The 23,191-nt window shown below is 70.9% G+C and carries 23 protein-coding genes; 11 read left to right on the top strand and 12 right to left on the bottom strand.

What is annotated here, in order from left to right; all coding sequences use genetic code 11:
* Window positions 1–166: 166 nt before the first annotated feature.
* Complete coding sequence (locus ACH427_RS18970; RefSeq protein WP_398870645.1) at window positions 167–463, bottom strand: hypothetical protein; 297 nt, start codon at window positions 461–463, stop codon at window positions 167–169.
* Between the two features lie 181 nt (window positions 464–644).
* Here ACH427_RS18970 and upp (ACH427_RS18965) point away from each other — a divergent pair, with 181 nt between their 5' ends.
* Entirely contained in the window at window positions 645–1,280 is a 636-nt protein-coding gene (upp, locus tag ACH427_RS18965) for a uracil phosphoribosyltransferase (RefSeq protein ID WP_361533952.1), read from the top strand.
* A 284-nt stretch (window positions 1,281–1,564) separates the two neighbouring features.
* Here the strand turns inward: upp (ACH427_RS18965) and ACH427_RS18960 are convergent, their stop codons facing one another.
* The 3 genes from ACH427_RS18960 to ACH427_RS18950 all read right to left on the bottom strand — a co-directional run bounded on the left by ACH427_RS18960 (window position 1,565) and on the right by ACH427_RS18950 (window position 3,481).
* Window positions 1,565–2,290, bottom strand: a complete 726-nt coding sequence (locus ACH427_RS18960; RefSeq protein WP_398870644.1) for a LytR C-terminal domain-containing protein — start codon at window positions 2,288–2,290, stop codon at window positions 1,565–1,567.
* A gap of 157 nt (window positions 2,291–2,447) precedes the next feature.
* Window positions 2,448–2,744, bottom strand: coding sequence for a type II toxin-antitoxin system VapB family antitoxin (locus tag ACH427_RS18955; RefSeq protein ID WP_003986294.1), 297 nt, complete (start codon window positions 2,742–2,744; stop codon window positions 2,448–2,450).
* 125 nt (window positions 2,745–2,869) lie between these two features.
* Window positions 2,870–3,481, bottom strand: a complete 612-nt coding sequence (locus ACH427_RS18950) for a helix-turn-helix domain-containing protein (protein WP_398870643.1) — start codon at window positions 3,479–3,481, stop codon at window positions 2,870–2,872.
* An 82-nt stretch (window positions 3,482–3,563) separates the two neighbouring features.
* Between ACH427_RS18950 and ACH427_RS18945 the strand changes: the two genes are divergently transcribed.
* Complete coding sequence (locus tag ACH427_RS18945) at window positions 3,564–4,259, top strand: B3/4 domain-containing protein (protein WP_398870642.1); 696 nt, start codon at window positions 3,564–3,566, stop codon at window positions 4,257–4,259.
* Between the two features lie 9 nt (window positions 4,260–4,268).
* On the opposite strand, the gene ACH427_RS18940 is transcribed toward ACH427_RS18945, so the two are convergent.
* The 5 genes from ACH427_RS18940 to ACH427_RS18920 all read right to left on the bottom strand — a co-directional run bounded on the left by ACH427_RS18940 (window position 4,269) and on the right by ACH427_RS18920 (window position 7,596).
* Window positions 4,269–5,183, bottom strand: a complete 915-nt coding sequence (locus ACH427_RS18940) for an AEC family transporter (protein ID WP_398870641.1) — start codon at window positions 5,181–5,183, stop codon at window positions 4,269–4,271.
* Complete coding sequence (locus ACH427_RS18935) at window positions 5,180–5,800, bottom strand: HhH-GPD-type base excision DNA repair protein (RefSeq protein WP_398870640.1); 621 nt, start codon at window positions 5,798–5,800, stop codon at window positions 5,180–5,182. Before ACH427_RS18935 ends, ACH427_RS18940 begins: the two co-directional genes overlap by 4 nt.
* A 58-nt stretch (window positions 5,801–5,858) precedes the next feature.
* Window positions 5,859–5,990 (bottom strand): DUF6126 family protein, encoded by a 132-nt coding sequence (locus ACH427_RS18930; RefSeq protein ID WP_398870639.1) that lies wholly within the window; start codon window positions 5,988–5,990, stop codon window positions 5,859–5,861.
* A gap of 99 nt (window positions 5,991–6,089) precedes the next feature.
* Window positions 6,090–6,296: a DUF5988 family protein gene (locus ACH427_RS18925; protein ID WP_398870638.1), complete on the bottom strand. Its 207-nt coding sequence runs from the start codon at window positions 6,294–6,296 to the stop codon at window positions 6,090–6,092.
* 121 nt (window positions 6,297–6,417) lie between these two features.
* Window positions 6,418–7,596: a serine hydrolase domain-containing protein gene (locus ACH427_RS18920; RefSeq protein ID WP_398870637.1), complete on the bottom strand. Its 1,179-nt coding sequence runs from the start codon at window positions 7,594–7,596 to the stop codon at window positions 6,418–6,420.
* A 1,210-nt stretch (window positions 7,597–8,806) separates the two neighbouring features.
* Here ACH427_RS18920 and ACH427_RS18915 point away from each other — a divergent pair.
* From ACH427_RS18915 to upp (ACH427_RS18880), 8 genes are all read left to right on the top strand, one after another.
* Complete coding sequence (locus ACH427_RS18915) at window positions 8,807–12,664, top strand: amino acid adenylation domain-containing protein (protein ID WP_398870636.1); 3,858 nt, start codon at window positions 8,807–8,809, stop codon at window positions 12,662–12,664.
* Window positions 12,651–12,875: a tautomerase PptA gene (gene pptA / locus ACH427_RS18910; RefSeq protein ID WP_398870635.1), complete on the top strand. Its 225-nt coding sequence runs from the start codon at window positions 12,651–12,653 to the stop codon at window positions 12,873–12,875. Before ACH427_RS18915 ends, pptA begins: the two co-directional genes overlap by 14 nt.
* An 83-nt stretch (window positions 12,876–12,958) precedes the next feature.
* Window positions 12,959–13,900, top strand: a complete 942-nt coding sequence (locus ACH427_RS18905) for a pseudouridine-5'-phosphate glycosidase (RefSeq protein ID WP_398870634.1) — start codon at window positions 12,959–12,961, stop codon at window positions 13,898–13,900.
* Between the two features lie 53 nt (window positions 13,901–13,953).
* The gene (locus ACH427_RS18900) at window positions 13,954–14,637 is read left to right on the top strand and encodes an HAD family hydrolase (protein WP_398870633.1); all 684 of its coding nucleotides are present in this window, start codon (window positions 13,954–13,956) and stop codon (window positions 14,635–14,637) included.
* Between the two features lie 2 nt (window positions 14,638–14,639).
* Window positions 14,640–15,110 (top strand): DMT family transporter, encoded by a 471-nt coding sequence (locus tag ACH427_RS18895; protein ID WP_398870632.1) that lies wholly within the window; start codon window positions 14,640–14,642, stop codon window positions 15,108–15,110.
* 3 nt (window positions 15,111–15,113) lie between these two features.
* Window positions 15,114–15,566: a DMT family transporter gene (locus ACH427_RS18890; RefSeq protein ID WP_398870631.1), complete on the top strand. Its 453-nt coding sequence runs from the start codon at window positions 15,114–15,116 to the stop codon at window positions 15,564–15,566.
* Entirely contained in the window at window positions 15,559–16,752 is a 1,194-nt protein-coding gene (locus tag ACH427_RS18885) for a questin oxidase family protein (RefSeq protein ID WP_398870630.1), read from the top strand. Before ACH427_RS18890 ends, ACH427_RS18885 begins: the two co-directional genes overlap by 8 nt.
* Before the next feature lie 69 nt (window positions 16,753–16,821).
* The gene (upp, locus tag ACH427_RS18880; RefSeq protein ID WP_398870629.1) at window positions 16,822–17,517 is read left to right on the top strand and encodes a uracil phosphoribosyltransferase; all 696 of its coding nucleotides are present in this window, start codon (window positions 16,822–16,824) and stop codon (window positions 17,515–17,517) included.
* Between the two features lie 53 nt (window positions 17,518–17,570).
* Here the strand turns inward: upp (ACH427_RS18880) and ACH427_RS18875 are convergent, their stop codons facing one another.
* Complete coding sequence (locus ACH427_RS18875) at window positions 17,571–18,338, bottom strand: class I SAM-dependent methyltransferase (protein ID WP_398870628.1); 768 nt, start codon at window positions 18,336–18,338, stop codon at window positions 17,571–17,573.
* A 145-nt stretch (window positions 18,339–18,483) separates the two neighbouring features.
* Window positions 18,484–18,936: a hypothetical protein gene (locus tag ACH427_RS18870; protein WP_398870627.1), complete on the bottom strand. Its 453-nt coding sequence runs from the start codon at window positions 18,934–18,936 to the stop codon at window positions 18,484–18,486.
* Between the two features lie 478 nt (window positions 18,937–19,414).
* On the opposite strand from ACH427_RS18870, the gene ACH427_RS18865 reads away from it, so the two are divergent.
* A complete protein-coding gene (locus ACH427_RS18865) occupies window positions 19,415–21,415 on the top strand; it encodes a M6 family metalloprotease domain-containing protein (RefSeq protein ID WP_398870626.1) in 2,001 nt (666 codons plus the stop codon).
* A gap of 115 nt (window positions 21,416–21,530) precedes the next feature.
* Here the strand turns inward: ACH427_RS18865 and ACH427_RS18860 are convergent, their stop codons facing one another.
* Entirely contained in the window at window positions 21,531–23,009 is a 1,479-nt protein-coding gene (locus tag ACH427_RS18860; protein ID WP_398870625.1) for a helix-turn-helix domain-containing protein, read from the bottom strand.
* Window positions 23,010–23,191: the final 182 nt, after the last annotated feature.

Genomic DNA, 23,191 nt, shown 5'->3' with positions numbered 1-23,191 from the left:
CACTCGGAATCGTGGCAGAAACCCGGCCGTTGCGAGAGGTCTTCCGCGCTGCGTCGTGCAGCAGTCCGAAGAGATGTGCCTCACGTGGGCTCCGTACGGGCGTCCCGGGTACGGGCGTGTCGCGCCCGGCACCGGCGGGGCGGGGCCCTGGCGGCCCGCGGGCGGCTCACCAGCGGAAGGTCCGCATCCGCATCTGCTGGCGCATCCGGGCGGCCCGCGCCCGGCGCGGCTGCACCCGGTCGCGCAGTTCCTTCGCCTCGTTGAGCTCGCGGAGGAACTGCGCCCGTCTGCGCCGGCGCTCCGTGTCGCTCTCGTCCTCCGGTGGACCCGGATCCCCGGGGCGACCGCCGGGGCCGCTCCCCTTCGTCTCGGGGCCGTACGGTGCGCCCGGGGTGTCCGGGTCGCCCGCCGTGCCCGCCGTGTCCGTGGTGTCTGGATTCTCGCGGATCTCGCGGTCAGCCATGGGCAGCACCACCTCGCGCCGAGGGTCTCGCCCGGTGTGGCAGACCGGGCGTACGTGCCCACTTTCCCCCTAAGTGGTGGTTTGATGCCAGTGCTGCGACAGACTGCCGGAGGGCTCCGCGCGGGCGCTGCCGCCGACCGCGCGGGAGCTGGCGCCCGAAAGCTCGGTTAATGTCGATGTCATGCGGATCCACGTCGTCGACCACCCGCTGGTGGCGCACAAACTCACCACGCTGCGCGACAAGCGCACGGACTCTCCCACCTTCCGGCGTCTCGCCGACGAGCTGGTCACCCTGCTCGCGTACGAGGCCACGCGCGACGTGCGCACGGAGCAGGTGGCGATCGAGTCCCCGGTCACGGCGACCACCGGCGTCAAGCTGTCCCACCCCCGCCCCCTGGTGGTGCCGATCCTGCGGGCCGGGCTGGGCATGCTCGACGGCATGGTCCGGCTGCTGCCGACGGCCGAGGTCGGCTTCCTCGGCATGATCCGCAACGAGGAGACCCTCAAGGCGGAGACGTACGCGACCCGGATGCCGGACGACCTCTCGGGCCGCCAGGTCTATGTGCTGGACCCGATGCTCGCCACCGGCGGCACGCTGGTCGCGGCGATCAACGAGCTGATCGAGCGCGGTGCGGACGACGTCACCGCGATCACCCTGCTGGCCGCCCCCGAGGGCGTCGAGGTCATGGAGCGCGAGCTCGCCGGTGCGCCGGTGACCGTGGTCACCGCCTCCGTCGACGAGCGGCTGAACGAGGACGGCTACATCGTCCCGGGCCTGGGCGACGCGGGCGACCGCATGTACGGCACGGCGGGCTGACGCCCCCGGCGAAGAACGAAGGGCCCCGCGAGGGCGCCCGTGACGCACTGAGGCCGGCCGGTCCTTCGGGACCGGCCGGCCTCAGGTGTTTCTCCCCGGTGAGCGGAGCGGTCATCCTCGAACGCCGGACGGGCTTGGTCCGGCGGACGAGAGGCTGCCTTCCGGCCCGTCCGCGGAGCCCGAGGACGTTCCCCCGGGCCCCTGCCGCCGTCCGGGGCCCAAAAGGGCCGCCCGCCGCAGGCGGCGGACGGCCCCGGCCGTTCACCGCGCCGGGCGGTGAGCGGTCAGCACTTGGCGGGTGCCGGTGCCGCCGCCTTCGAGGACGGGGGCCGCGAAGGTGACGGCGACGCCTCCTGCGACGGAGCCTCCGAGGCCGGCTCGCCGCCCATCTCGGTGAGCGCCCGGTCCGCGTCCTGCTTCGAGGCGAGCTCCTTGTACTCGGCGCCGAGGATCAGGTCGACGTCCTCGCCCGTGCGCTGGTCGTTCTTGACCTCCGTGCCGCCCAGCTGAGTGCCGAGCACCTTGAGCGAGCCGTCGGCGATCTCCGGGGCACCCAGCAGCAGCCCCACACCGCCGACCTTCTTGTCATAGAGCTCGGGGGCGTTCCCCACCTTGCCGATCTTGAAGCCGCGCCTCTTGAGCTCATCCGCGGTGATCTTGGCGAGTCCGCCGCGCGGCGTGGCGTTGTAGACGTTGACGGTGATCTCGTCGGGCCTGGGCAGTGGCTTGGGGGCGTCCGCCTCCTCGGCCGGGGCCGCCTTGCAGTCGCCCTTCCCGTGCTTGGTGCTCTGGCCGCCCTTGCCGTGTGCCGCCTGGGTCGTGGTGTCGCCCCCACCGGAGAAGACGTCCACGAGCTGGAGCGTCCCCCAGCCGGCCAGTGCGAGCGCGGCGGCGACGGAGACGGCGGCGAGCACGATCCTGCGGCGATTTCTGGGGCGGCGCATGTGCGGGAAGCGATGGCCCGTGATGCGGTACTTTCCGCCCATGCCGGGAGGCGTCAGCATGCTCATGGGCGCAGCGTAGTGCGGGGCGGAGCCGCTGCCTACTAGATGATCAACGGGTTCGCGCACGCCAACCCGAAAGGCCGAACAACGGCCGGACACAGGCGCCATTCGGGGCCGCCCGTACGGGTGTTGACCTGTCGCCTGATCGGTCGGGCCGGGGGCCTCAGCCCAGTTCGAGCACGCGCGCGTGGAGCACCTGGCGCTGCTGGAGCGCGGCGCGCACGGCGCGGTGCAGACCGTCCTCCAGATAGAGGTCGCCCTGCCACTTCACGACGTGGGCGAAGAGATCGCCGTAGAAGGTGGAGTCCTCCGCGAGGAGGGTCTCCAGGTCGAGCTGCTGCTTGGTGGTCACCAACTGGTCGAGCCGCACCGGGCGGGGGGCGACGTCCGCCCACTGCCGGGTGCTCTCCCGGCCGTGGTCGGGGTACGGCCGCCCGTTTCCGATGCGCTTGAAGATCACACGGAAAGCCTACCGGGCCAGCGGTCCCCGGCGCAGCCACGGCGCGGGAGTGCGAAGGCGACAATCGGCCGCATACCGGAGTGAAGTCCGTGCGGGCGTCCGGAAATAACCGGTTCCGGCGGTGGTCAGCTGTTCGGTGGCACGAGCACGACGCCTGTGTACGCGACGGTGGCCGTCCCCCGGTTGGCGTAGGAGTGCGGGCGGTCGCCGGCCATGCGCAGCCCGTGGCCCGGGGGCAGGACCGCCTCCTGGCCGCCGACGGTGACGGTCAGCGTGCCGTCGAGGACGTGCAGGAGCTCCACCGTCCCCGCGAGGTGGGCCTCGCTGTGGTGCTCCTCGCCGGGCGCGAGCCGCCAGTGCCACAGCTCGCCGCCGACCGGCTGCGTGGCGCCGGTGACCAGGGTGCCCGCGCCGCCGTCCGGGCCGCTCCACAGCACGGGCTGGTCGTCGGGCGGCGACGGCTGGAGCAGGGGCGCGGCGGGCTGCTGGAGCAGCTCGGTCAGGGGCACCCCGAAGGCGTCGCAGAGCCGGATCAGGGTGGCGAGGTTGGGGTTGGAGCGGGCGTTCTCCAGCGCGACGAGCATGCCCTTGCTGACGTGCGCGCGCCCGGCGAGGGTGTCGAGGCTCCAGCCCCGTTCCTTGCGCAGCGCGCGGGCGCGGGCGGCGACGGCCTCCATGACGGACCGGTCGTCCTCCCGGACGGAGCGGTCGTCGGCGGGCGTGCGGTCGGGGCTCATGCCGCCCATCTTCCCGCAACTTCGGCTTCCGGTCGGTCGGTGTTACCGTCGAGTGCAGTGAAATGACCAACGGGAGGGCGGCATGACAGTGGATCTCGACGCGGTGGCCGGGAGCGTGCGGGTGGACGACGCGGTGCGCGCCCTGCGGCCCGACTTCGCCGTCCTGGTGATCGCGGCGGACGGGCTGCCGACGGGCCCGACCGACGCCTGGTCGCGCGGCCTCCTCGAAGAGGCCGCCGGGACCGCCGGCGGCCTGGAGGCCACGGCCGAGCCGCACATCGCCGCCTGGCGGCAGGCGTACTCCGCGTTCGGCGCCAAGCCCGGCCGCACCCGCAACAGCGCCGAGGCCCTGATCCGCCGGGCGCCCGCCGGGCTGCCCGAGGTCAACCTCCTCGTCGACGTCTACAACGCCGTCTCCGTCACCCACCGCCTGCCGGTCGGCGGCGAGGACCTCGGCGCGTACGAGGGCGCACCGCGCCTGGTGCGCGCCTCGGGCGAGGAGCGCTTCGACACGGTGGCGAGCGGCGGGCCCGCGGTCGAACACCCGGAGCCCGGCGAGGTCGTGTGGTGCGACGACCTCGGCGTCACCTGCCGCCGCTGGAACCACCGCCAGTGCGTCCGCACCCGGATCACGGAGACGACGACCTCCGCGCTCTTCCTGTTCGAACGGCTCGACCCGCTGACCTTCGAGGAGCTCGACGCGGCGGCCGACGACCTCCTCGGGCGGCTGCGCGAGCGCGCCCCCGGGCTGCGGGCCGTCACCCGCCTCGTGCGCTGAGCCGCCGCCTCACCGCAGCAGCCAGGCGATCAGCGAGAGCGTGACCACGGACAGCAGGGTCGACCACAGGACCACGTCCCTGGGCACGTCGGTGCGCAGCCGGTACTCACCGGCGTAGACGAAGGCGTTCTGCGCCGTGGGCAGCCCGGCGCAGAGCACCACGGCGAACAGCGCGTGCCCGCCGAGCCCGAACGCCCAGCGGCCGACCGTGTACGCGATCAGCGGCTGCGCCACCACCTTGAGCGAGACGAGGGTCAGCCGCTCGGTGACGCCCTTGGCGTCCAGCGACACCCTGGTGTTCAGGGACATCCCGAGCGCGAACAGCGCCGCGGGCACCCCCGCGCCGCCGACCGTACGGATCGGCTGGAGCACCTCGGCGGGCAGCCGCAGGCCGAGCGCGGCGACCACGACACCGGCCGCCGAGGCGCCCACCACCGGGTTGCGCAGCGGCAGTTGGGCGAGGCGGCGCCACTGGCCGCGTACGCCCCGGTGCACGTCCAGATCGATCAGCACCATGATCAGCGGGGTGACGAACAGCATCTGGAACACCGCCGCCGTGGCGATGAACGTGGTGTCGCCCAGCACGCTCACCGCGACCGGGATCCCGAGGTTGGCCGAGTTCACATAGGACGCCGCCATCGCGCTGACGGCCCCGTCGGCCGGGCGCGTCCGGAAGGCCGTACGGGAGAGCAGCAGGCCCGTGCCGAACACCGTCAGCAGGCTGATCGCGAACACCGCCACGCCCGGGTCGGCGACCGCGCCCACCGGCGCCGCGGAGAGGGTGAGGAAGAGCAGCGCGGGCATGGCGAACGTGAACGCGAAGCGCCCGAGCACGCCTTGGGCGTGCGGGCCGAGGACGCCGGACCGGCCGGCGGCCCAGCCGAGCGCCGTCACGGCCCAGACGGGTATGAAGCCGGATATCACTTCTTGGGTGCCCGCGCCGTCTTCGCGGGCTTCTTGGCGGCGGCCGCCTTGGCCGCCCGCTTCATCTCCTGCTTGTGCGCCCGCACCTTGGCGAGCGACTCGGGCCCGGTGATGTCGGCCACCGAGCGGTAGGAGCCCTCCTCGCCGTAGGCCCCGGCCGCCTCGCGCCAGCCCTCCGGCGTCACGCCCAGCCGCTTGCCGAGCAGCGCGAGGAAGATCCGGGCCTTCTGCTCGCCGAAGCCGGGCAGCTCCTTCAGCCGCTCCAGCAGCTCCGCGCCGCTGCCCACACCGCTCCACACGGCGCTCGCGTCACCGCCGTAGTGCTCGACGAGGTACTGGCAGAGCTGCTGGATCCGCTTGGCCATCGACCCCGGGTAGCGGTGCACCGCCGGCTTCTCCGAGAGCAGCGCGACGAACGCCTCCGGGTCGTGGGCGGCGATCTCGTACGCGTCCAGGTCGTCGCGGCCCAGGCGCCGGGCGATGGTGTACGGACCGGAGAACGCCCACTCCATGGGGATCTGCTGGTCCAGCAGCATGCCGGTCAGCGCGGCGAGCGGGCTCCGGCCGAGCAGTTCGTCGGCCTCGGGCCGCTGGGCGAGGTGAAGGGTGATGTCCATGCCCCGATGATCACCCCGGGGAGGGCGCGCGGTGCGCTCCCACGCCCCGTGGGGACGCTCACTTGTCGGCGTGGCCGCCGAGGTAGAAGAGCAGCATGATGAAGCCCGCGAAGAGATGGGAGACGAAGACGTAGACCAGGACGCGCAGCGCGACCTGCTTCTCACGCCACTTCTCGCTCCCACCGGTCACCACGGGCCTCCCTCACCCCGGGACGGCCCCGGTGGGCTCCGCGAGTCTATCGCTGCGGTGTTCGATCACCGGGGCCGTCCCGCGGGTGTGCGGAGGCGGCTACTCCGCGATCTCCGTGCGCTCCCACCACTCGTAGACGACCAGGCGGCCCTGCTCGGAATCCCGGTGCCGAGACGTGACCTTGAAGTGCTCGTACCCGCCACGGAACGGGATCTTCAGCTCGGAGCCCGGCGGCGTGATCGGCACCACCCGCTCGGGCAGTTCGTCCGGCCCACCTTCGAGGAATGCTCTGGCAGCGCTGCTCATGCCCCAGTCTTCCCACACAACCTCGCACCGCCGCCCCCCGGCACGCCGACGGCCGCCGACCCCGGGAGCCGGATCTTGCGGGCGGGCCGTTGACGCCGGGAGCGGCGGGGGCGCTTGTGGATCAGTGCCGCCCGGGCGCCTTCTTGGTGAGCGCGTCGGCTATCCGCAGCGTCATCTGCGTCTGGCTCTTGTCGCGGTGCGTGGGGTTGAAGGAGAACTCCGCGCGGCGCCGGCCGTCCTTGGTGGAGACCATCGCCGAGTTGTAGCCCCACCGCTCACCGGTCTTGCCCCAGAAGGTGATCCCGTTCACGGTGACCGATTGCAGTCCCATGCTGTACGAGGCGGGGGAGCCGTCCGTCATCCGCACATCCGGGGACGGCAAGGTGAACATCTTGTCCAGGGCGGGCTCGGGGAGCAGCTTGCCGGAGAACAGCGCGGAGATGAAGCGGTCCAGATCGCCGGTGGTGGAGATCATCTCGCCCTCGCCCCACGCCTCCGACTGGTTGAAGTCGGTGGCGTCCTTCAGGGTGCCGTCGGACATCGCCAAGTAGCCGTGCACATGCGGCCCGTGAATCTTGGGGTCGTCGCCGGGGACGGAGGTGTTCCGCAGCCCGAGCGGCCGCAGGACGCGGGCGTCGATCTCCTTGCCGTACGCGTGGCCCGTCACCTTTTCGACGAGCATCGCGGCCAGCACGTAGTTGATCCCGCGGTACTCCTGCCGCGTGCCCGGCGTGAACTTCAGCGGCGCGCGGGTCGACACGGCGACGAGCCGCTCGGGCGTCCACCGGTCGTCCCGGTGCTTCAGGACGTCCTCCGGCGTCGACATGTCCGGCACCCCCGGGCCGGTCGCGCCGGGGAGGCCGCTCGTGTGGTTCAGCAGCTGGCCGACGGTGATCGGGGCGTAGTCCTTCGGCAGCAGGCCGGGCAGATAGTGCTGGACGGGGGTGTCGAGGTCGACGCGGTGCTCGGCGGCCAGCTGGAGCACGGTGGTGGCGACGAAGACCTTGGTGATGCTGCCGATCCGGAACCGGTCGTCCGCCCGGACCGCCTGGCCGGTGCGGAGGTCGGCCTTGCCGGACGTGCCGTACCACTGCCCGGCCGAGCCGCTCACCCGCAGCTGGGCCGCGGTGGCCTGCGGGTGCTGAAGATCGGAGATCGCGGCGCGCAGGGCCTTGGTGTCGAGGGGCGGGACCGTGGGGGAGGCGGCCGCGGCGCCGCTCGCGGGAAGGACGGCGGTCGTCAGCAGCGCGCCGGCGACACAGGCGCCGACCAGGGCGCGGCGGGGCAGGGAGAAGTTCATGGCTCCATGCTGTCGGCCGCGTGAGCCCTGATCATCCGGGATCGCCCCCAGAAGACCCGGAGCCGACCCTGAGGCGGGCCGGGGACGGCGGGTGGCGGGGGTCAGGGGCCGGACGGCCCTGCCGGGCCCGCGAGTTGACGCATGCCCCGGGAATTCATGAGCGGCTGGCGGGGTCAAGCAATAATCAATCCTCCGCTTTATCAAGGGAGTTGTTCGCGACGGTCCGCCGGAGGCCGGTGCGGGTGGTGATTCGGATTCGCGTCGGGGTGCCCGGGGCGGAGCGATATCCGACCGTAAAGATTGCCGTCAAGTGACCGTCAAATGTTTTAAGGACACTTGGAATACGGCCGGGCTTTACCTCACTCGCCCCACTCCGGCCCCAGGTGTTACCACGGGTCGCGTGTGGTCCGGTGGAGGCTCGCCCGCGACCGGCTTGATCAGCTGTTACGGCTTCGCGAAGGCCGGAAGAGTGGTAGTGGACAACTCTTGACACGCGGCCGGGCAACCCAGAGGATCAGCACACCGGTTCGCGACGAGAAGCGAGCGGAACCCGGCCCTCCGTTCGGAGGCCAGGATCCCGTCGGCTGAGCTGTCCGTCCGGTCAGTTGCTCTATACATGGGGGGATGGATCCGTTATGGATCGCAAACGAGTCGCCGCGCGCTGATGGCGCCGCAGCGTTAATTCGCGCACATTCATGACGCTCGGAAAACATGGTGATCGAGCGCCGATTCCGATGAATGCGTTCGGCGCCGCAATTTCTGACGAGGGTCGCTCCGGGAGTGGATGCCGGGTGCCCGCGATCGTCACCGCAAGGGTGTTGCCTGGGGACGGCATGAGGGACCTTTGCCGGCTTCCATTCGTTCAACTCCTGTCTCATTCCACGTAGTTGCCCGCCCAGCCCGCTCCGGGCGCCGTCGCCATCGGTGCCGACGGCGGCAGGTGCCGTGTCCGCCGGGCCCCGGGGCCCCGGGTGCCGTCGTGCGGCACGTCCGGTGCCCGCCTCGGGCCGTCCTTCGTCGTGCCTTCGCCCGCGCGCCGTGGCGCGGCCGGGCTCCGGCACGCCCCGCGCCCGGCGGGGCGCGCTCCCTTCACGCGCGGATCCCGTACGGCCGTACGCGGATCCGGCGCGGCGGGGCGGGCTGCCCGAAGCTCTTGATCCTGCCTGGCCTGACCGGCGAGAACAGCCCGGTCACTAAGGAGTTCAGCGAAATGGACCACGCATTCACCGGAGCCGGTCGCCTCACCGACTGCCTCCCCGACCTGCTCCGGGAACAGGCGCAGCAGCAGCCCGACGGCATCGCCGTTGTCCAGGCGGACGACACCCTCACCTATCGCGAGCTGGTGACACGCGGCTCCGGCCTGGCGGACCACCTGCGAAGACTGGGCGCGGCCGCGGACACGTGCGTCGGCCTGTTCGTCGAGCCGTCGATGGAGCTGATGATCGGCGCCTGGGGTGTCCTGTTCGCCGGGAGCGCCTATCTGCCGCTCTCGCCGGAGTATCCCGAAGAGCGCCTGCGGTACATGATCGAGGACACCGGCACCCAGGTCATCTTCTGTCAGGAACACCTCACCGCCCGGCTGGCCGAACTCGCCCCGGGCGGAACCCGGATCGTCACCCTGCGGGACGTCGAGTCGGCCGCGGCCCCGCGCCCGGAGAGCGAGCACGAAGAGCCCGGCGGCGGCCCGCGCCCGGACGACCTGGCGTACGTCATCTACACCTCCGGCAGCACCGGAAAGCCCAAGGGTGTGATGATCGAGCACCGCAGCATCGTCAGCCAGATGCGCTGGCTGCGCGAGGTGCACGGCATCGACCGGACGAAGACCGTGCTGCAGAAGACGCCCATGAGCTTCGACGCGGCGCAGTGGGAGATCCTCGCCCCGGCCTGCGGAGCCAAGGTCGTCATGGGCGACCCCGGCGTCTACCGCGACCCCGAGCGGATCGTCGAGACCGTCGTCCGGCACGGGATCACCACGCTCCAGTGCGTCCCGACCCTGCTCCAGGCCCTCCTCGACACCGAGGAGCTGCACACCTGCGCGTCCCTGACCCAGATCTTCAGCGGGGGCGAGGCGCTGACCAGGAACCTCGCGGTGGAGTGCCTGGACACCATGCCGGGCTGCGACCTGATCAACGTCTACGGGCCGACCGAATGCACCATCAACTCCTCGGCGTTCACAGTGGACCGGGACACCGTCAAGGAGGGGCCGCACGCGATATCGATCGGTGCGCCGGTGCACGGCACGCACTATTTCATCCTGGACGAGCAGCGCTCGCCGGTGGCCGCGGGGGAGATCGGCGAGCTCTACATCGGTGGTGTGCAGCTGGCGCGCGGATATCTGCACCGGCCGGACCTGACCGCCGACCGCTTCATCGACCACCCCCTGGCGAACGGCGGCACGGGCGGAAAGCTCTACCGCACGGGTGACCTCGCATACTGGAACGCCGACGGCACGGTGCAGTTCGCGGGGCGAACCGACAACCAGGTCAAGCTCCGGGGATTCCGCGTCGAGCTGGACGAGATCAAGCTGGCGATCGAGACCCACGACTGGGTGAAGAACGCCGCGGTCATCGTGAAGAAGGACCCCCGCACCGGCTTCCAGAACCTCATCTCCTTCATCGAGCTCAACCCGAAGGAAGCCGCTCTGATGGACCAGGGCAATCACGGTGCCCACCATCAGTCCAAGAAGAACAAGCTCCAGGTCAAGGCCCAGCTCTCGAACGCGGGTTGCCGGGATGCCGAAGAGCTCGACGGCAAGCCGGCCGCCACCCTGCCGGGCGCGAGCCCGACCCCCGGACAGCAGGAGCTGGTCTTCGCCCGCAAGACCTACCGCTTCTACGAGGGCGGCCCGGTCGGGAAGGCCGACATCCTCCGGCTGCTCGGCAGAAAGGTCACCGGAGGCGCCCCGCGCGACCTGGAGGACCTTTCCCTCGCCGAATTCGGGGAGATCCTGCGGTACTTCGGGCAGTACCCCAGCGAGGAGCGGCTGCTGCCGAAATACGGCTACGCCTCGCCGGGCTCGCTGTACGCGACGCAGATGTATCTCGAACTCTCCGGAATCGCCGGGATCGAGCCCGGTTTCCACTACTACCACCCCGTGCACCACCGACTGGTGCTGATCCGCGCGGGCGCCACGAGCGGCACCCCCCGGATCAAGGTCCACTTCATGGGGAAGAAGCGGGCCGTCGAGCCGGTCTACAAGAACAACATCCAGGAAGTCCTGGAGATCGAGACCGGCCACATGGTCGGCCTCTTCGAGGAGATCCTCCCCGCCCACGGCCTGAACATCCAGGACCTGGAATTCACGCCCTCCGTCCGCGAGCACCTGGAGTGCGCGGAGGAGGACTACTACCTGGGGACGTACGAGATATCCGGGCGGGCCGTGCCCCGCCCCGACGACCTCCTCGACATCTATGTGCAGGCCCACCCCGGAAAGGTCGCGGACCTCCCGGCCGGGCAGTACCGCTACCGCGACGGTGACCTGGAGCGGATCTCCGGTGAACTGGTGCTGAAGAAGCACGTCATCGCCATCAACCAGCAGGTCTACGAGCGGGCGAGCATCGGCCTCACCCTGATCGGCCGCACCCCCGAGGACTGGCGGAGCTACATCGACCTCGGCCGCGTCCTCCAGCGGCTGGAGATGAACGACGCCGGCCTCGGCTTCATGTCCTCCGGCTACAGCTCCAAGACCGGCAATCCCCTCCCGTCGGCCAAGAGGATCGACGCGATCCTGAAGGCGAGCGGCCAGGAATCGGGCCCCTCCTATTTCTTCGTCGGCGGCCGCGTGAGCGAGGAGCAGCTGCGCGGGCGGGGAATGAAGGAGGACACCGTCCACATGAAGGGCCCGGCCGAGCTGATCCGGGACGACCTGAGCAATTTCCTGCCGGACTACATGATGCCCAACCGCGTCCTGGTCCTGGACCGGATGCCGCACACCGCCAATGGCAAGGTCGACTTCAAAGCCCTGGCCGAGCGGGACGTGGAGCTCGCGGACCGGCCCTTCATCGCCCCGCGCACCGGGACGGAGAAGCGGATCGGCGAGCTCTGGCAGAAGGGCATGAAGCGGGACTCCGTATCGGTGCGGGACGACTTCTTCGAGGCCGGCGGCAATTCGCTCATCGCGGTGGCGCTCATCAACAGGATCAACCGGGAATTCGGCTGCTCGCTGCCGCTCCAGGTGCTCTTCGAGTCCCCGACCGTCGAAAAGCTGGCGCGCAGGGTCGACGGCGCGCACACGGGGACGTCCTCCCGCCTGGTGCGGCTGCGGCGCAAGGGCTCCCTCAGCCCCGTCTTCTGCTGGCCCGGTCTCGGCGGCTACACCATGAACCTGCGGCTGCTGGCCGGCCGGGCGGAGACCGGCCGGCCCTTCTACGGCGTGCAGGCACACGGCATCAACCCCGGCGAGAGGCCGTACGACACGATCAGGGAGATGGCCGCCGCCGACATCGAGGAGATCCGGCGGCAGCAGCCCGAAGGCCCGTACACCCTCTGGGGATATTCCTTCGGGGCCCGCGTCGCCTTTGAGACCGCGTACCAGCTGGAGCAGGCGGGCGAGCGGGTCGAGAACCTCTTCCTCATCGCCCCCGGCAATCCGAAGGTGCGGACGGCCGAGCCCCGCAGGGAGGCCACCTATGCCAACAAGGCGTATGTGACGATCCTCTTCTCCGTCTTCGCGGCCGCCGTCTCCGGGCCGCTGCTGGAGAAATGCCTGGAGGTCGCGCACGACGACGCGAGTTTCGCGGCGTTCATCAGCGAGAACTTCGAGGGTCTCGACCCCGAACTCGTGCGCCGGGTCACCAGGATCGTGCACCGGACGTACTCCTTCGAGTACGCCTTCCACGAGCTGGCCGAGCGCCGCCTCGACGCCCCGGTCACCATCTTCAAGGCGCGCGGCGACGACTACTCGTTCATCGAGAACAGCAGCGGATATTCCGCGACGGAGCCGACCGTGATCGAGCTCGAAGCCGATCACTACAGCCTGCTCAAGGACCCCGACATCGCCGAACTCACCGACCGCGTCGGCCACCGGCTGCGCGCCGGGAGGGAGCAGGAGAACTATGCCGCACATTAACCTCAAGCACTTTCCCGCACCGCTCACCGAGCAGCAGCAGGACGCGCTGGTCGCGGATCTGACCGCCGCCGTACGGCGCACCTTCGGGTGCGACGAAGGGGTGATCTCGATCGCCCTGGAACCGGTCGCGGAAGCGGACTGGAACGAGCAGGTCTACGTCCCCGAGATCGTGGGCCGCAAGGACCTGCTGCGCAAGACGCCGAACTACTGACGAACCTCCCCGGGGGACGGCCGGACGCCCGGCCCGGCCGTCCCCCGGGACCGCAGACCCATGACGCGAAACGAGAAGTGACAGTGCACAACAACAACGCGAACGTACCGCTGGTCTTCACCGAAGAGGTGTCCGACGCCCTCGGCTCCGGCCTGCCCGTCGTCGCCCTGGAGTCGAATGTCATCACCCACGGGCTGGCGTATCCGCACAACGCGGAGACCGCCCGCAAGGTGGAGGCCGCGGTGCGGGCCGGCGGTTCGGTCCCGGCGACGATCGGCATCGAGGACGGCCGCATCCTGGTCGGGATGACCGACGCCGATATCGAGCGCTTCGCGTCGACCCCCGGCATTCCCAAGGTCAGCAGCCGCGACATGCCCGTGGCGATAGCCCGGGGCGGCATGGGCGCCACCACGGTCGCCTCCTCGCTCGTGGCCGCGGAGCTCGCGGGCATTCCCTTCTTCGCCTCCGCGGGGATCGGCGGGGTGCACCGGGGCGCCGAGCGGTCCATGGACATCTCCTCGGACCTGATCCAGTTCACCCGCTCCAAGGTCGCCGTCGTCTGCGCCGGGGCGAAGAACATCCTCGACCTCGGACTCACCATGGAATTCCTGGAGACGCACTGCGTGCCCCTGGTCTCCTACAGGTCCGACGACTTCCCCGCCTTCTACTGCCTTTCCAGCGGATACCGCAGCCCGCACCGGATCGACGACGAAAAGGTCATCGCCCGTGCCATCGAGGCGCATTGGGCCCTCGGCAACGACAGCGGATTCCTGGTGACCAGCCCGGTCGACGAGAAGGACGCCATCGACAGCCGCGAGGTGGAGCAGGCCATCGAGGACGCCGTGCTCGCCGCGGAGAAGGAGGGCGTGCGCGGGAACGCCCTCACCAAATACCTGATGCACGCCGTCGACAAGGTCACCGAGGGCCGGTCCGCGAAGGCCAACATGGCGGTTCTCATCAGCACGGCGGAAGCCGCCGGCCGCATCGCGGCCGCGCACGCCGAACTGCTGCGCGAGCGCGCCTGAACCGCCCGCGTCTCCGCACCCGGACCGCCTCACACTCTTAGGGACTGACTGACATGACAGACGTCGTGGTCTTCGACCTGGACGGCACACTCGTCGACACCCCCCGCGCGATCGTGGAGACATTCACGGCGGCGTTCGCCGCCATGGATCTGGCGGCGCCCGACCCGTCGGCCGTGCGCGCCACCATCGGCCTGCCGCTGGAGCAGGCATTCAGCAAGCTCATGGGCATATCCCTGGACGACGACCGGGTCGCCGAGGGCGTCCGGCAGTACCAGCGGCTGTTCCGGGAAATCATCCTCCCCAGAGCCGGGGAACTGCTTTTCCCCGGTGTCGACGAGGGCCTGAGATCCCTGCGCGAAAAGGGACTTGTCCTCGCCGTCGCGACGAGCAAGTTCTACGCAAGCGCCGACGCGCTGCTCACCGCCGCGGGTCTGCGCGACCTCTTCGCCGTCGTGATCGGCGCCGACCAGGTGAGCAGGCCGAAGCCCGACCCCGAGTCCGGCCACGCGGTCATGGAAAAGCTCCAGGTCGCCGCCGAGCAGACGGTCATGGTGGGCGACACGACCCACGACCTGCTGATGGCCAAGGCCGCCGGGATGCGCTCCATCGCCGTCACCTACGGAATCCACAGCCTCGAGGAGCTGAACCCGGCCGGCCCGACGTGGCTCGCCGACTCCTTCGCCGACGTCCTGACCTGCGTCGCCGCGGCATTCCCCGCCATGGGCGAGGGCCGGTAATCGTGCTCGGACGGTCGAAGGACTGGCTCCTGGGCATCGCGGGAGGAGTGCTCCTCGCGCTGATGACCAACTACAACAGCCTGCTGGCGAAGCACACGTCGTCGGCATTCGGATCGTGGGTCGCCCACGGTGTCGGAGCCGTGGCCGCTCTTGTCCTCGTCCTGCTGACAACCAAGGCGTTCCGGTCCGGTGGCGCGAAGCCGGAGGAGAAGCGCGGGAAAATGCCGCTCCGGTTCTATCTGGGCGGCATTCCCGGAGCCTTCACCGTGATGCTCGCCGCCATCGCGGTGAACAGCAGCCTGGAGCTCTCCGGCACCATCGCGCTCATGCTCGTGGGCCAGGTGCTCTTCGGCATCGTGTCGGACTCCTTCGGCCTCTTCGGCACCCCCAGGCGCCGCCTGGTGCTCGCCGATCTCCTTGTGGTGCTGTCCGTGCTCACCGGCAGCGCGCTGATCATCTTCGGCGGTGAGTGACCGGTGCTCCCCTTCATCCTGCTGGCCCTGCTGAACGGCATGGTCATCGGCACCAGCCGGGCGGTCAACGGCCGTCTGAGCATGGGGATCGGCCCCTTCAGGGCCTCCCTGTGGAATCACGTCGTCGGCTTCCTCTTCCTCACGCTCGTGCTCCTCGTCCTGGGCGACTGGAAATTCGGCGACGCCGGCTCCGCGCCCGCGGCCGCCTATCTCGGCGGCTTCTTCGGGGCGCTGTTCGTGGCCGTGAACAGCTATGTGTTCCCGAGGCTCGGCGCGATGAACGCCGCGCTGCTGGTGATCAGCGGCCAGATGGTCACCGCGGTGCTCATCGACTTCCACAACCAGAACAAGACGCCCGGCGCCCTGCGCGTCCTGGGCGTCGTCATCGTCATCGCCGGAATGTACTTGTCGAGAGTGACAAGCGCGGCCCGGGAGAAAGGCAAGGGAAATGACTGACGTCACTGTGGTCGAGCAACTGCTGAACGACCGTACCTACCACATCGAGTTCAACGGTCACCTCAGCAACCACGTCAAGCACGCGGTCATCGCCCTCGACGGCCTCGGCGCGAGCCCCGAGCAGATCAGGGCGTACTACGAGAACTACGCGCGGCTCACCACGTACGGCTACGGCCTGGAACCGCCGAAGGAGTCGAAGTACGAGATCACCGAGGACAATTGGCGGGAACACCTCGGGCAGCGCACCAGCTTCTCCGCCTATTGCGCGTTCTTCGACCAGCAGGAGAAGACGCTCGGCACCGACGAACTCCTGCGCCGTTACGTGCCCGCGCTGCTGCCCGGCTGGGTCGGCGCCTTCACGCACGCCACCATCCACCTGGGCTGGGCGATCGACGCCGGGAACCGGTGGATGACCATCGAGGGCCTCGCGTACATGGCCTTCTCGTACGTCTCGTGCCACCCGGAAAGGGCCGAGGACGGCGGTGCCGAGGGCGAGCGGGCCGTGGATTCCCTGCTCCGCGTCGCGGGCGCCTGGGAGGACGACCGCGACGCGCTCCAGAACTGGGTCCGGGAGCTCGTCGGTGACACCGCCGTCGGCATCGCCGAGGGCATCCACCCCGAACTCGCCCGCTCCGGCCTGCAGTACCGCATCGCACGGCTGCTGGGCGCCGGACACCCGCTGATCCACCGCACGCCCGCCTGGATCGACGAGCAGGACGCCGAGGAGAGCTGGGAGCAGCTCTATTACGTCGTGTCCCTGCTCTATCTGGCCGTACCGGGCGACTTCGTGCTCCTGCACCTGATCACCTCCCTGCACGCGATGGAGCAGATCGCGGGCAAGCTGCCCGCCGAGCAGCGCAAGCACGTGGTCAAGTGCTTCTGGATCGGCATGCTGTGCGTGATCTTCTCCGGTGCCGACTTCCCGGCCCGCGCGAAGCTGGCCGGCCTGCACGCGGCCTTCCGGGACGCCGTCGACGCGGACGTGCCCGAGGTGTGGGCCCAGGACTGGCGGCGGACGGTCCTCCGCGCCTTCGAGGAGGACGAGGAGCACAACCCGAAGCTGGTCTATGTGATGCGGCGGGTGTGGCAGCGCACGGGATTCCGGTCCGTCTACCGCGCCACCGCCGGGCAGTTCACGGTGACCCCGGGCCTGCCCCCGTCCTTCGAGCAGCCGCCGACGGAATAGCGAACAGGGCAGGACGGCGCCGTCAGAGGCGCCGGGAAATCAGATCCGACTGCGGGGAGAAAAGCCATCATGTCCAGCACGACCACAGCGACGGAGCCGACCGTGTCGATCGAGAAGTACCTCGGCGAGAACGTGCACCTGCTGCCGCAGACGAAGCAGCTGCGGGCCCTGCACACGATCATCCGCGACCGGCACGCGCGCCGGGAGGACTTCGTCTTCCATGCGGAGCGGATCATCCGCATGCTCATCGAGGCCGGTCTCGACCTGCTGCCCTTCGAGGAGCGGATCGTCGAGACTCCCGTGGGCCGCGAATACCACGGCCTGCGTTTCACCGGAAAGCTCTGCGGCGTCCCGATCATCCGCGCCGGGGAGAGCATGGAGGGCGGACTCCGCGCCGTGTGCCCGGGCGTGCGCATCGGCAAGATCCTGATGCAGCGGGACAAGGTCACCAAGCTGCCGAAGCTCTACTACTCGAATCTCCCGGACGACATCGCCGAGCGGCACGTGCTGCTGCTGGAGCCCATGCTGGCCACCGGCGGCACGGCACTCGCCGCGATCCAGCTGCTGCTCGACCACGGGGTGAGGGAGGAGAACATCGTCTTCGTCAACTTCATCACCGTGCCGGAAGGCATCGCCACCGTCTGCGAGCGCTTCCCGAAGGTGCGGATCGTGACGTCCGCGATCGAGGAGCGGCTGAACGAGAACGCGTACATGATGCCGGGCATCGGCGACTTCGGGGACCGGTTCTACGGCACCGACGCGTGATGCGTCCGGGCCGGTCGTACGGTGCGGCCTGAGACCGCGCCGTACGACCGGTGTCACCTGTGGTCCGGCTTGCGCGCCTCGATCAGGAACCGGGTGGAGTGGGCGACGAAGGGGCCTTCGGCGCCGATCTGTTCGTGGAGCTCCCGGAGCCGGTCGCGGTAGTGCTCCACGGTGAACCCGGGCACCATCCAGATCACCTTGCGCAGGAAATAGATCACCGCGCCGATGTCGAGGAACTCCATCCGCAGCGATTCGGAGCGCAGGTCCTCGACCTGGAGGCCGGCGGCCTCCGCGGCCCGCCGCGCGTCCTCGGGGTGCCGCTTGCCGCGGATCTCCGCGGGCTGCGGGCCGAGGAAGAACTCGACCAGCTCGAAGACGCTGGCCGGGCCCACCTGCTGGGAGAAATACGTGCCGCCGGGCCGGAGCACGCGGGCGATCTCGTCCCACCACACGGTCACGGGGTGGCGGCTGGTCACGAGGTCGAAGGCCGCGTCGGCGAACGGCAGCGGGGGCTCGTCCTCGTCCGCGACGACGACGGCGCCGCGTGGGTGCAGCAGCGCGGTGGCGTGCGCGACGTTCGGCGGCCAGGATTCCGTGGCCGCCATCAGCGGGGGCAGGACCGGGGCGCCCGCGAGGACCTCCCCGCCGCCCGTCTGGATGTCCAGGGCGGCCGACGCGCGCGCGAGCCGCTCGCCCATGGCGCGCTGATAGCCCCAGGAGGGCCTGGCCTCGGTGGCTCGCCCGGCGAGCCAGGAGAAGTCCCAGCCGTCGACGGAAACGGCCTCGGCCTCGGCCACCAGGTCTTCGAACGTTCGCGACATATCCGGATCATCACGGAACATTCATGGCCGCGCCACCGGATTTCCCGGTGCCCGGCGGCCCGTGTCCCGGCGCCGTGCCCGGGATGCCGGGCGGGCCGGAAGGGCCCGCCCGGCGGCCGGCGTCATGCCGGCCGGGCGTCAGGGGTTACTTCCACGCCTTGTGGGCGTTGTCCCACTTCTGCCAGCGGCCGTTGACCATGCGCTTCCAGCAGTGCCCACGGTCGTCCCACTGGGCGTAGGTGCGGGAGTCGGCGTCGAAGCGCTGCCAGCACTTGTGCTTGGCGTCCCAGCGGTCCTTCTTCTTGTCGACGCCCTTCTCCCAGCCGGCGTGGACGCCCGCGGCCTTGTCGCGGTCGTCCTTGCCGTGCTCGCCGCCCTTGTCGCGGTCGTGGCCCTTGCCGTGCTCGCCGCCCTTGCCGTGCTCGTGGCCCTTGTCGCGGTCGCCCTTGTGGCCGTGCGTGGCCGGGGCGCTGTGGGCCGGGGTCGGCTGGGGGTTCTCGCCGGCGTAGGCGGCGGTGCCGGCCGCCGCGGCGATTCCGGACAGCAGGGCGGCCGAGGCGGTGACGGCCGCGATACGGCGCATCGATGCGCGAGACATGCGTTCTCCTTGCTATGGGCCCCGTGGGCGTTGCCCGGCCACGGGAGCCGTGCTCTTGCTGCGCGAGCATTCTTGGTGCCGCGGGGCCCTGGGAAGAGAGAACGGACCGGTTTCCTTCATATGGGTGGACATCGGCCGGGGGCCGTGTCGCCATGCGTCACGGGTGCCGCGCGCCGGGCGGAGGCCGCGGCGTCGCGGGGTGGGGCGACTCCCTTCGTCCGTACGGGACTTGGCGTGAATCAGGCGGCTGGACCGATTCGTGACGATGAATGCCCAGGGGGCCGTGCGGGCATGCGGCGACTCACCCGAAAGTGACCAAGTCCCCTCCCTCATGGGTCGATTGGGGCACGCCCGGCCCGCGCCGCTCTGCCGGCGCCCTGGCTTCTTCGGACCCCTCGGCTTACCTTGGCCCCGATGGGCACATCCATCGCACGACTTGCCATGTCCTCGTCCGATGACTTCAGACACGAGGTGAGTCATGTACTTCCGTCGCACGCGTCCCCGGCGATTACGCCGCCTCGGAATCCTCGCCCTGCTGCTCGGCGTCGTCGCCGCCCTGGCCTCCGGGACCGCACGGGCGCTGCCCGACGGCGCCGCCGGGCACCGGCCGCCGCTCGTGCGGCCGGTCGACCCGCAGCGGTGGCGCAACCCCGATGACATGACGTGGGCCGAATACCGCTCGGTGCCCGGCACGGACTGGGCGAATCCCGCGGTCAAGCCCACTCGGCGCACGTTCAAGGGCGCGCTGGTGCTGCTGGACTACCCCGACGAGGACTTCTCCATCAGCAAACCGGCGGGCTCCACGCTGTTCGGCAATCCGCAGAACACCGCGTCCGGCGTCCCCCGCGAGCGGGTACCCGCCTTCTACCAGGACTTCCTGAACAAGCCCGGACCGCTCAACCACGGCCACACCATCAACGAATACTGGATGGAGGACTCCGGCGGGCGCATCGGCGTGGACCTCACCGCCTTCGGCGCGTACCGCGTGCCGGGGAAGTCGTACCAGTACGGCATAGACGAGGGGATGAACCCCGGCGCCTGCCCGCGGCAGGACACCTGCGGCAAGGACATCCGCGCCGACGGCAGGCGCGCCTGGGTCGCCGATGTGGGGGAGAGCCGGACGGCGGACTTCGACTTCGTCTTCTACCTCACCGCCGGCGTGGACGAGTCCTCCGTCTGGCAGGAGTTCGGGCAGATGAGGTTCCGCGGACCCGAGGACGTGCCGGCGGCCTGGGGGCCTCCGTCGCCCGTCGCGAGTGGGGGGAACACCGCCCGGACCCGCTATGTGCCCTGGACCTCCTGGCAGGCCGCCGCGCGCATCTGGCCCAACGCCGGGAACGGCTCGTCCACCCAGGCGGAGAGCTCCGGAATGGCCACCTTCGCCCACGAGTTCAGCCACATCCTGGGGATAGGGGACAACTACAACAACCCCTACGGCACCCCGCTCAGCCGCTCCTACACGGGGATCTGGGGCATGCTGTCGCGCGGCTCGTTCAACGGCCCGGGAGGCCCGCACACGCGCTGGCGGATACCGGCCACCGCCGGGGGCTCCATGGGCGCCGAGCACGTCCTGCGGGACAAGATGAAGCTCGGCATCGTCGACGACAAGAACGTCCTGCGGCTCGACCGCGACGCCCTCAAGGACTCCGGCCCCGTCGTGGCCCGCGTCACCGCGCGCTCGGCGCCGCCCGGCGAGAAGGGGCTCTCCGGGATCAACGTCACCATGGGCAGCGACCTGTCCCCGTCCTGCGACCGGAACACCGACCCCCTCTGCGACGGCGGCGGTTACGACAACTACACCGTCGAGGTCGTCGACCGCATGGGCATGGACTCCTTCACGCCCGACCACGGCGTCCTGCTCACCAAGACCAAGAACGCCGACGACGCGCCCTTCGCCTGGGTGGTCGACGCGCACCCCGAGGACATCGGCCTGGTCGACTTCCGGCGCCCCGACGGCACCCCGCAGAAGATCACCATGGGCGACTACCGCCAGCTCAGCGACGCGCTCTTCCACGCGGGCGCCGACAGCGGCAGCTCGTACGAATACGTCGACGAGGCCAACCGGCTGCACTTCTACATCCTCGACGTGCGGCGCGACGCGAGCGGCGTGCTGTCCTACAGCGTCGGCGTGAAGTCCCTCGACGGCGCCGGGACGCAGGCCCGTGGAGTGGGCCTCGGCAAGGGCACGGCCAAGGGCAAGGCGGCGGACGGGCGGGCCCTGTGCACCTTCGCCCTCGCGAACACCGGCTCGCCGCGGTCCACCGACATCTACCGCCTGTCGGCCACCGCCTCCGGCCGCGGCTGGTCCGCGTGGCTGCCCGGCCGGCTCACCTCCGCCGTGCCCGGCGCACCGGTTCCCGTGGACGTCGCCGTGGCGGCGAAGGCGGGCGCCGAGCACAAGGGCACGGTCACGCTCACCGCCCGCTCCGAGAGCGACCCGCACAGGACGGCCCGGGCCACCTGCTCGCTCAAGAAGTGAGGCACCGGCCCCGAGGCCCGCACGGCCGGAGCGGTCCCCGGCCGTGCGGGCCGGGGCCGTAGGGCCTGAGCGGGCCCCGCTGTGGCGCGAGCCCCGGCCGGGCCGGCCGGACCCGTCACCGCCGCGCGTAGTCCGGGAGCAGGTCCCAGCGCTTCTCGTCGAACCGGTACGTGTACTGCGGGCGGGTCTTGACCGCGCTCGTACGGAACGGCTGCCCGTGGTCGTCGACCCGCAGCCGCCCGTGCCGGTCGCCGCTGCTCCACTCCAGCTCCAGATACCAGGTGACGTCCTGGCCGGCGGTGTGGGCGGTGACGTCCAGCACCTGGGGGTCCGTGGCGGTCGTCCGGTACGGGAAGTCGGTCGCGGGGATCGTGATGTCGCCCTGCTCGCCGGCCACGGCCCGGGTCTCGGGCCGGTCGCGGTCGAGGTCGACGTCGAAGTGGGACGGGGCGATCCCGCTGCCGCAGGCGTCGCCCATCGTGTAGGCGTTCCACGCGAGCGGCGCCGCGCGCCGCAGCACGCGGATGTGCAGCGCGTGCAGCACGACCGCCTGGCCGGTCTTTCCCTGCACGGCCACCTCGATCCGCATCCGGCCGCCCGGCACGGCCCGCAGCGCGGTCGCCCAGTCGCGCGCGTCGTCCCCGGCGGGCGGCTCGGGGACCTGGGCGGGCAGGCGTCCCGACACGTACAACTGGTCGCAGCGATCGGGCAGGGCGTACGGGCGGACGCTGACGGTCAGGGGCGTGCCGGTGGGCTGTTCGGTGGTCTGTTCGCCGTCCGGCCTCGTCTCCTCCCGCCGCGCCGCGGACGTCCCGCCGCCGGGGCTCGGAGAGGTGCTCGGCGTCGTGGAAGGCGTGCCGCCGGGCGACGGGCTGCCGGAGGGGGCGGGCGCGCGGCCGGGCGCGCGGCGCGTGACGTCGGAGTCAGGCTCGGCCGCTGTCGCGTTCGTCTCGGCGCGGTGCGCCGGGGGAGCGGTGGTGGCCGCGTAACCGGCGACGACGGCGCTGGGTACGAGCACGGCGACGGCGGCGGAGATGAGCGCGAGACGGCGGCGGGAGCGGGACGCTCCGCCGGTGCCTGCGGAGGGCCCGGGCCCGGCCGCGGGGGCGGGGCCGGCCGTTCCGGCGGGCTCGGACTCCGTACGGGCGGGTTCGGCGGCGACCGGAGGGGGCGTGGGGGCGGGTCCGGCGACCGGGAGCGGCGTGCGCGTGGGTTCGGCCGGAGCCCGGTCCGCGCTCGCGGCTCCGGCCGTGCCGACGGGCCCGGCCGGGGTCTGCGGCGCGGTCGTACGGGCCGGCTCCGTCGTACCGGCGGCCGGGGTCCCGGCGCCCGCCCCCTGCGTCTTCCGGCGGCGCGCGTCGTCCGCCAGGATCCAGCGGCGGTGCAGGTCGACGAGCTCCTCCGGCGACGCCCCGCAGAGCCGGGCGAAGCGCTCCACCGGCGCGTACTCGGCGGGCACCGCGGCACCGTTGCAGTAGCGATGCACCGTGGACGTGCTCATGTGCAGCCGCTTGCCCAGGGTGCTGTAGCTGTGGCCCGAGCGCTCCTTCAGCTCGGTGAGCCGGGCTGCGAACTCTTGTATTCCATCGGCCATACCGGCAATTCCCCGTCCCAGGACCGCGTTCCAGGGCGCGATTTCCCCCCAGCTCAGCCTATACGGGGCCGTTCCGGCGTCCCCGGACGCCCGGTGGGTCTTGCCGCGGGGACGGAGCGGCTCGCAGGCTGTGGACACGAAAGCGGCGCCCGGCGGACGGCCGGGCCGCGCCGTCGGACAGG

This window comes from Streptomyces sp. NPDC020379, assembly GCF_044387105.1.
Lineage (GTDB): Bacteria > Actinomycetota > Actinomycetes > Streptomycetales > Streptomycetaceae > Streptomyces.
The sequence above is the reverse complement of the archived record's forward strand: the minus strand, read 5'-3'. Positions and strand labels throughout refer to the sequence as shown.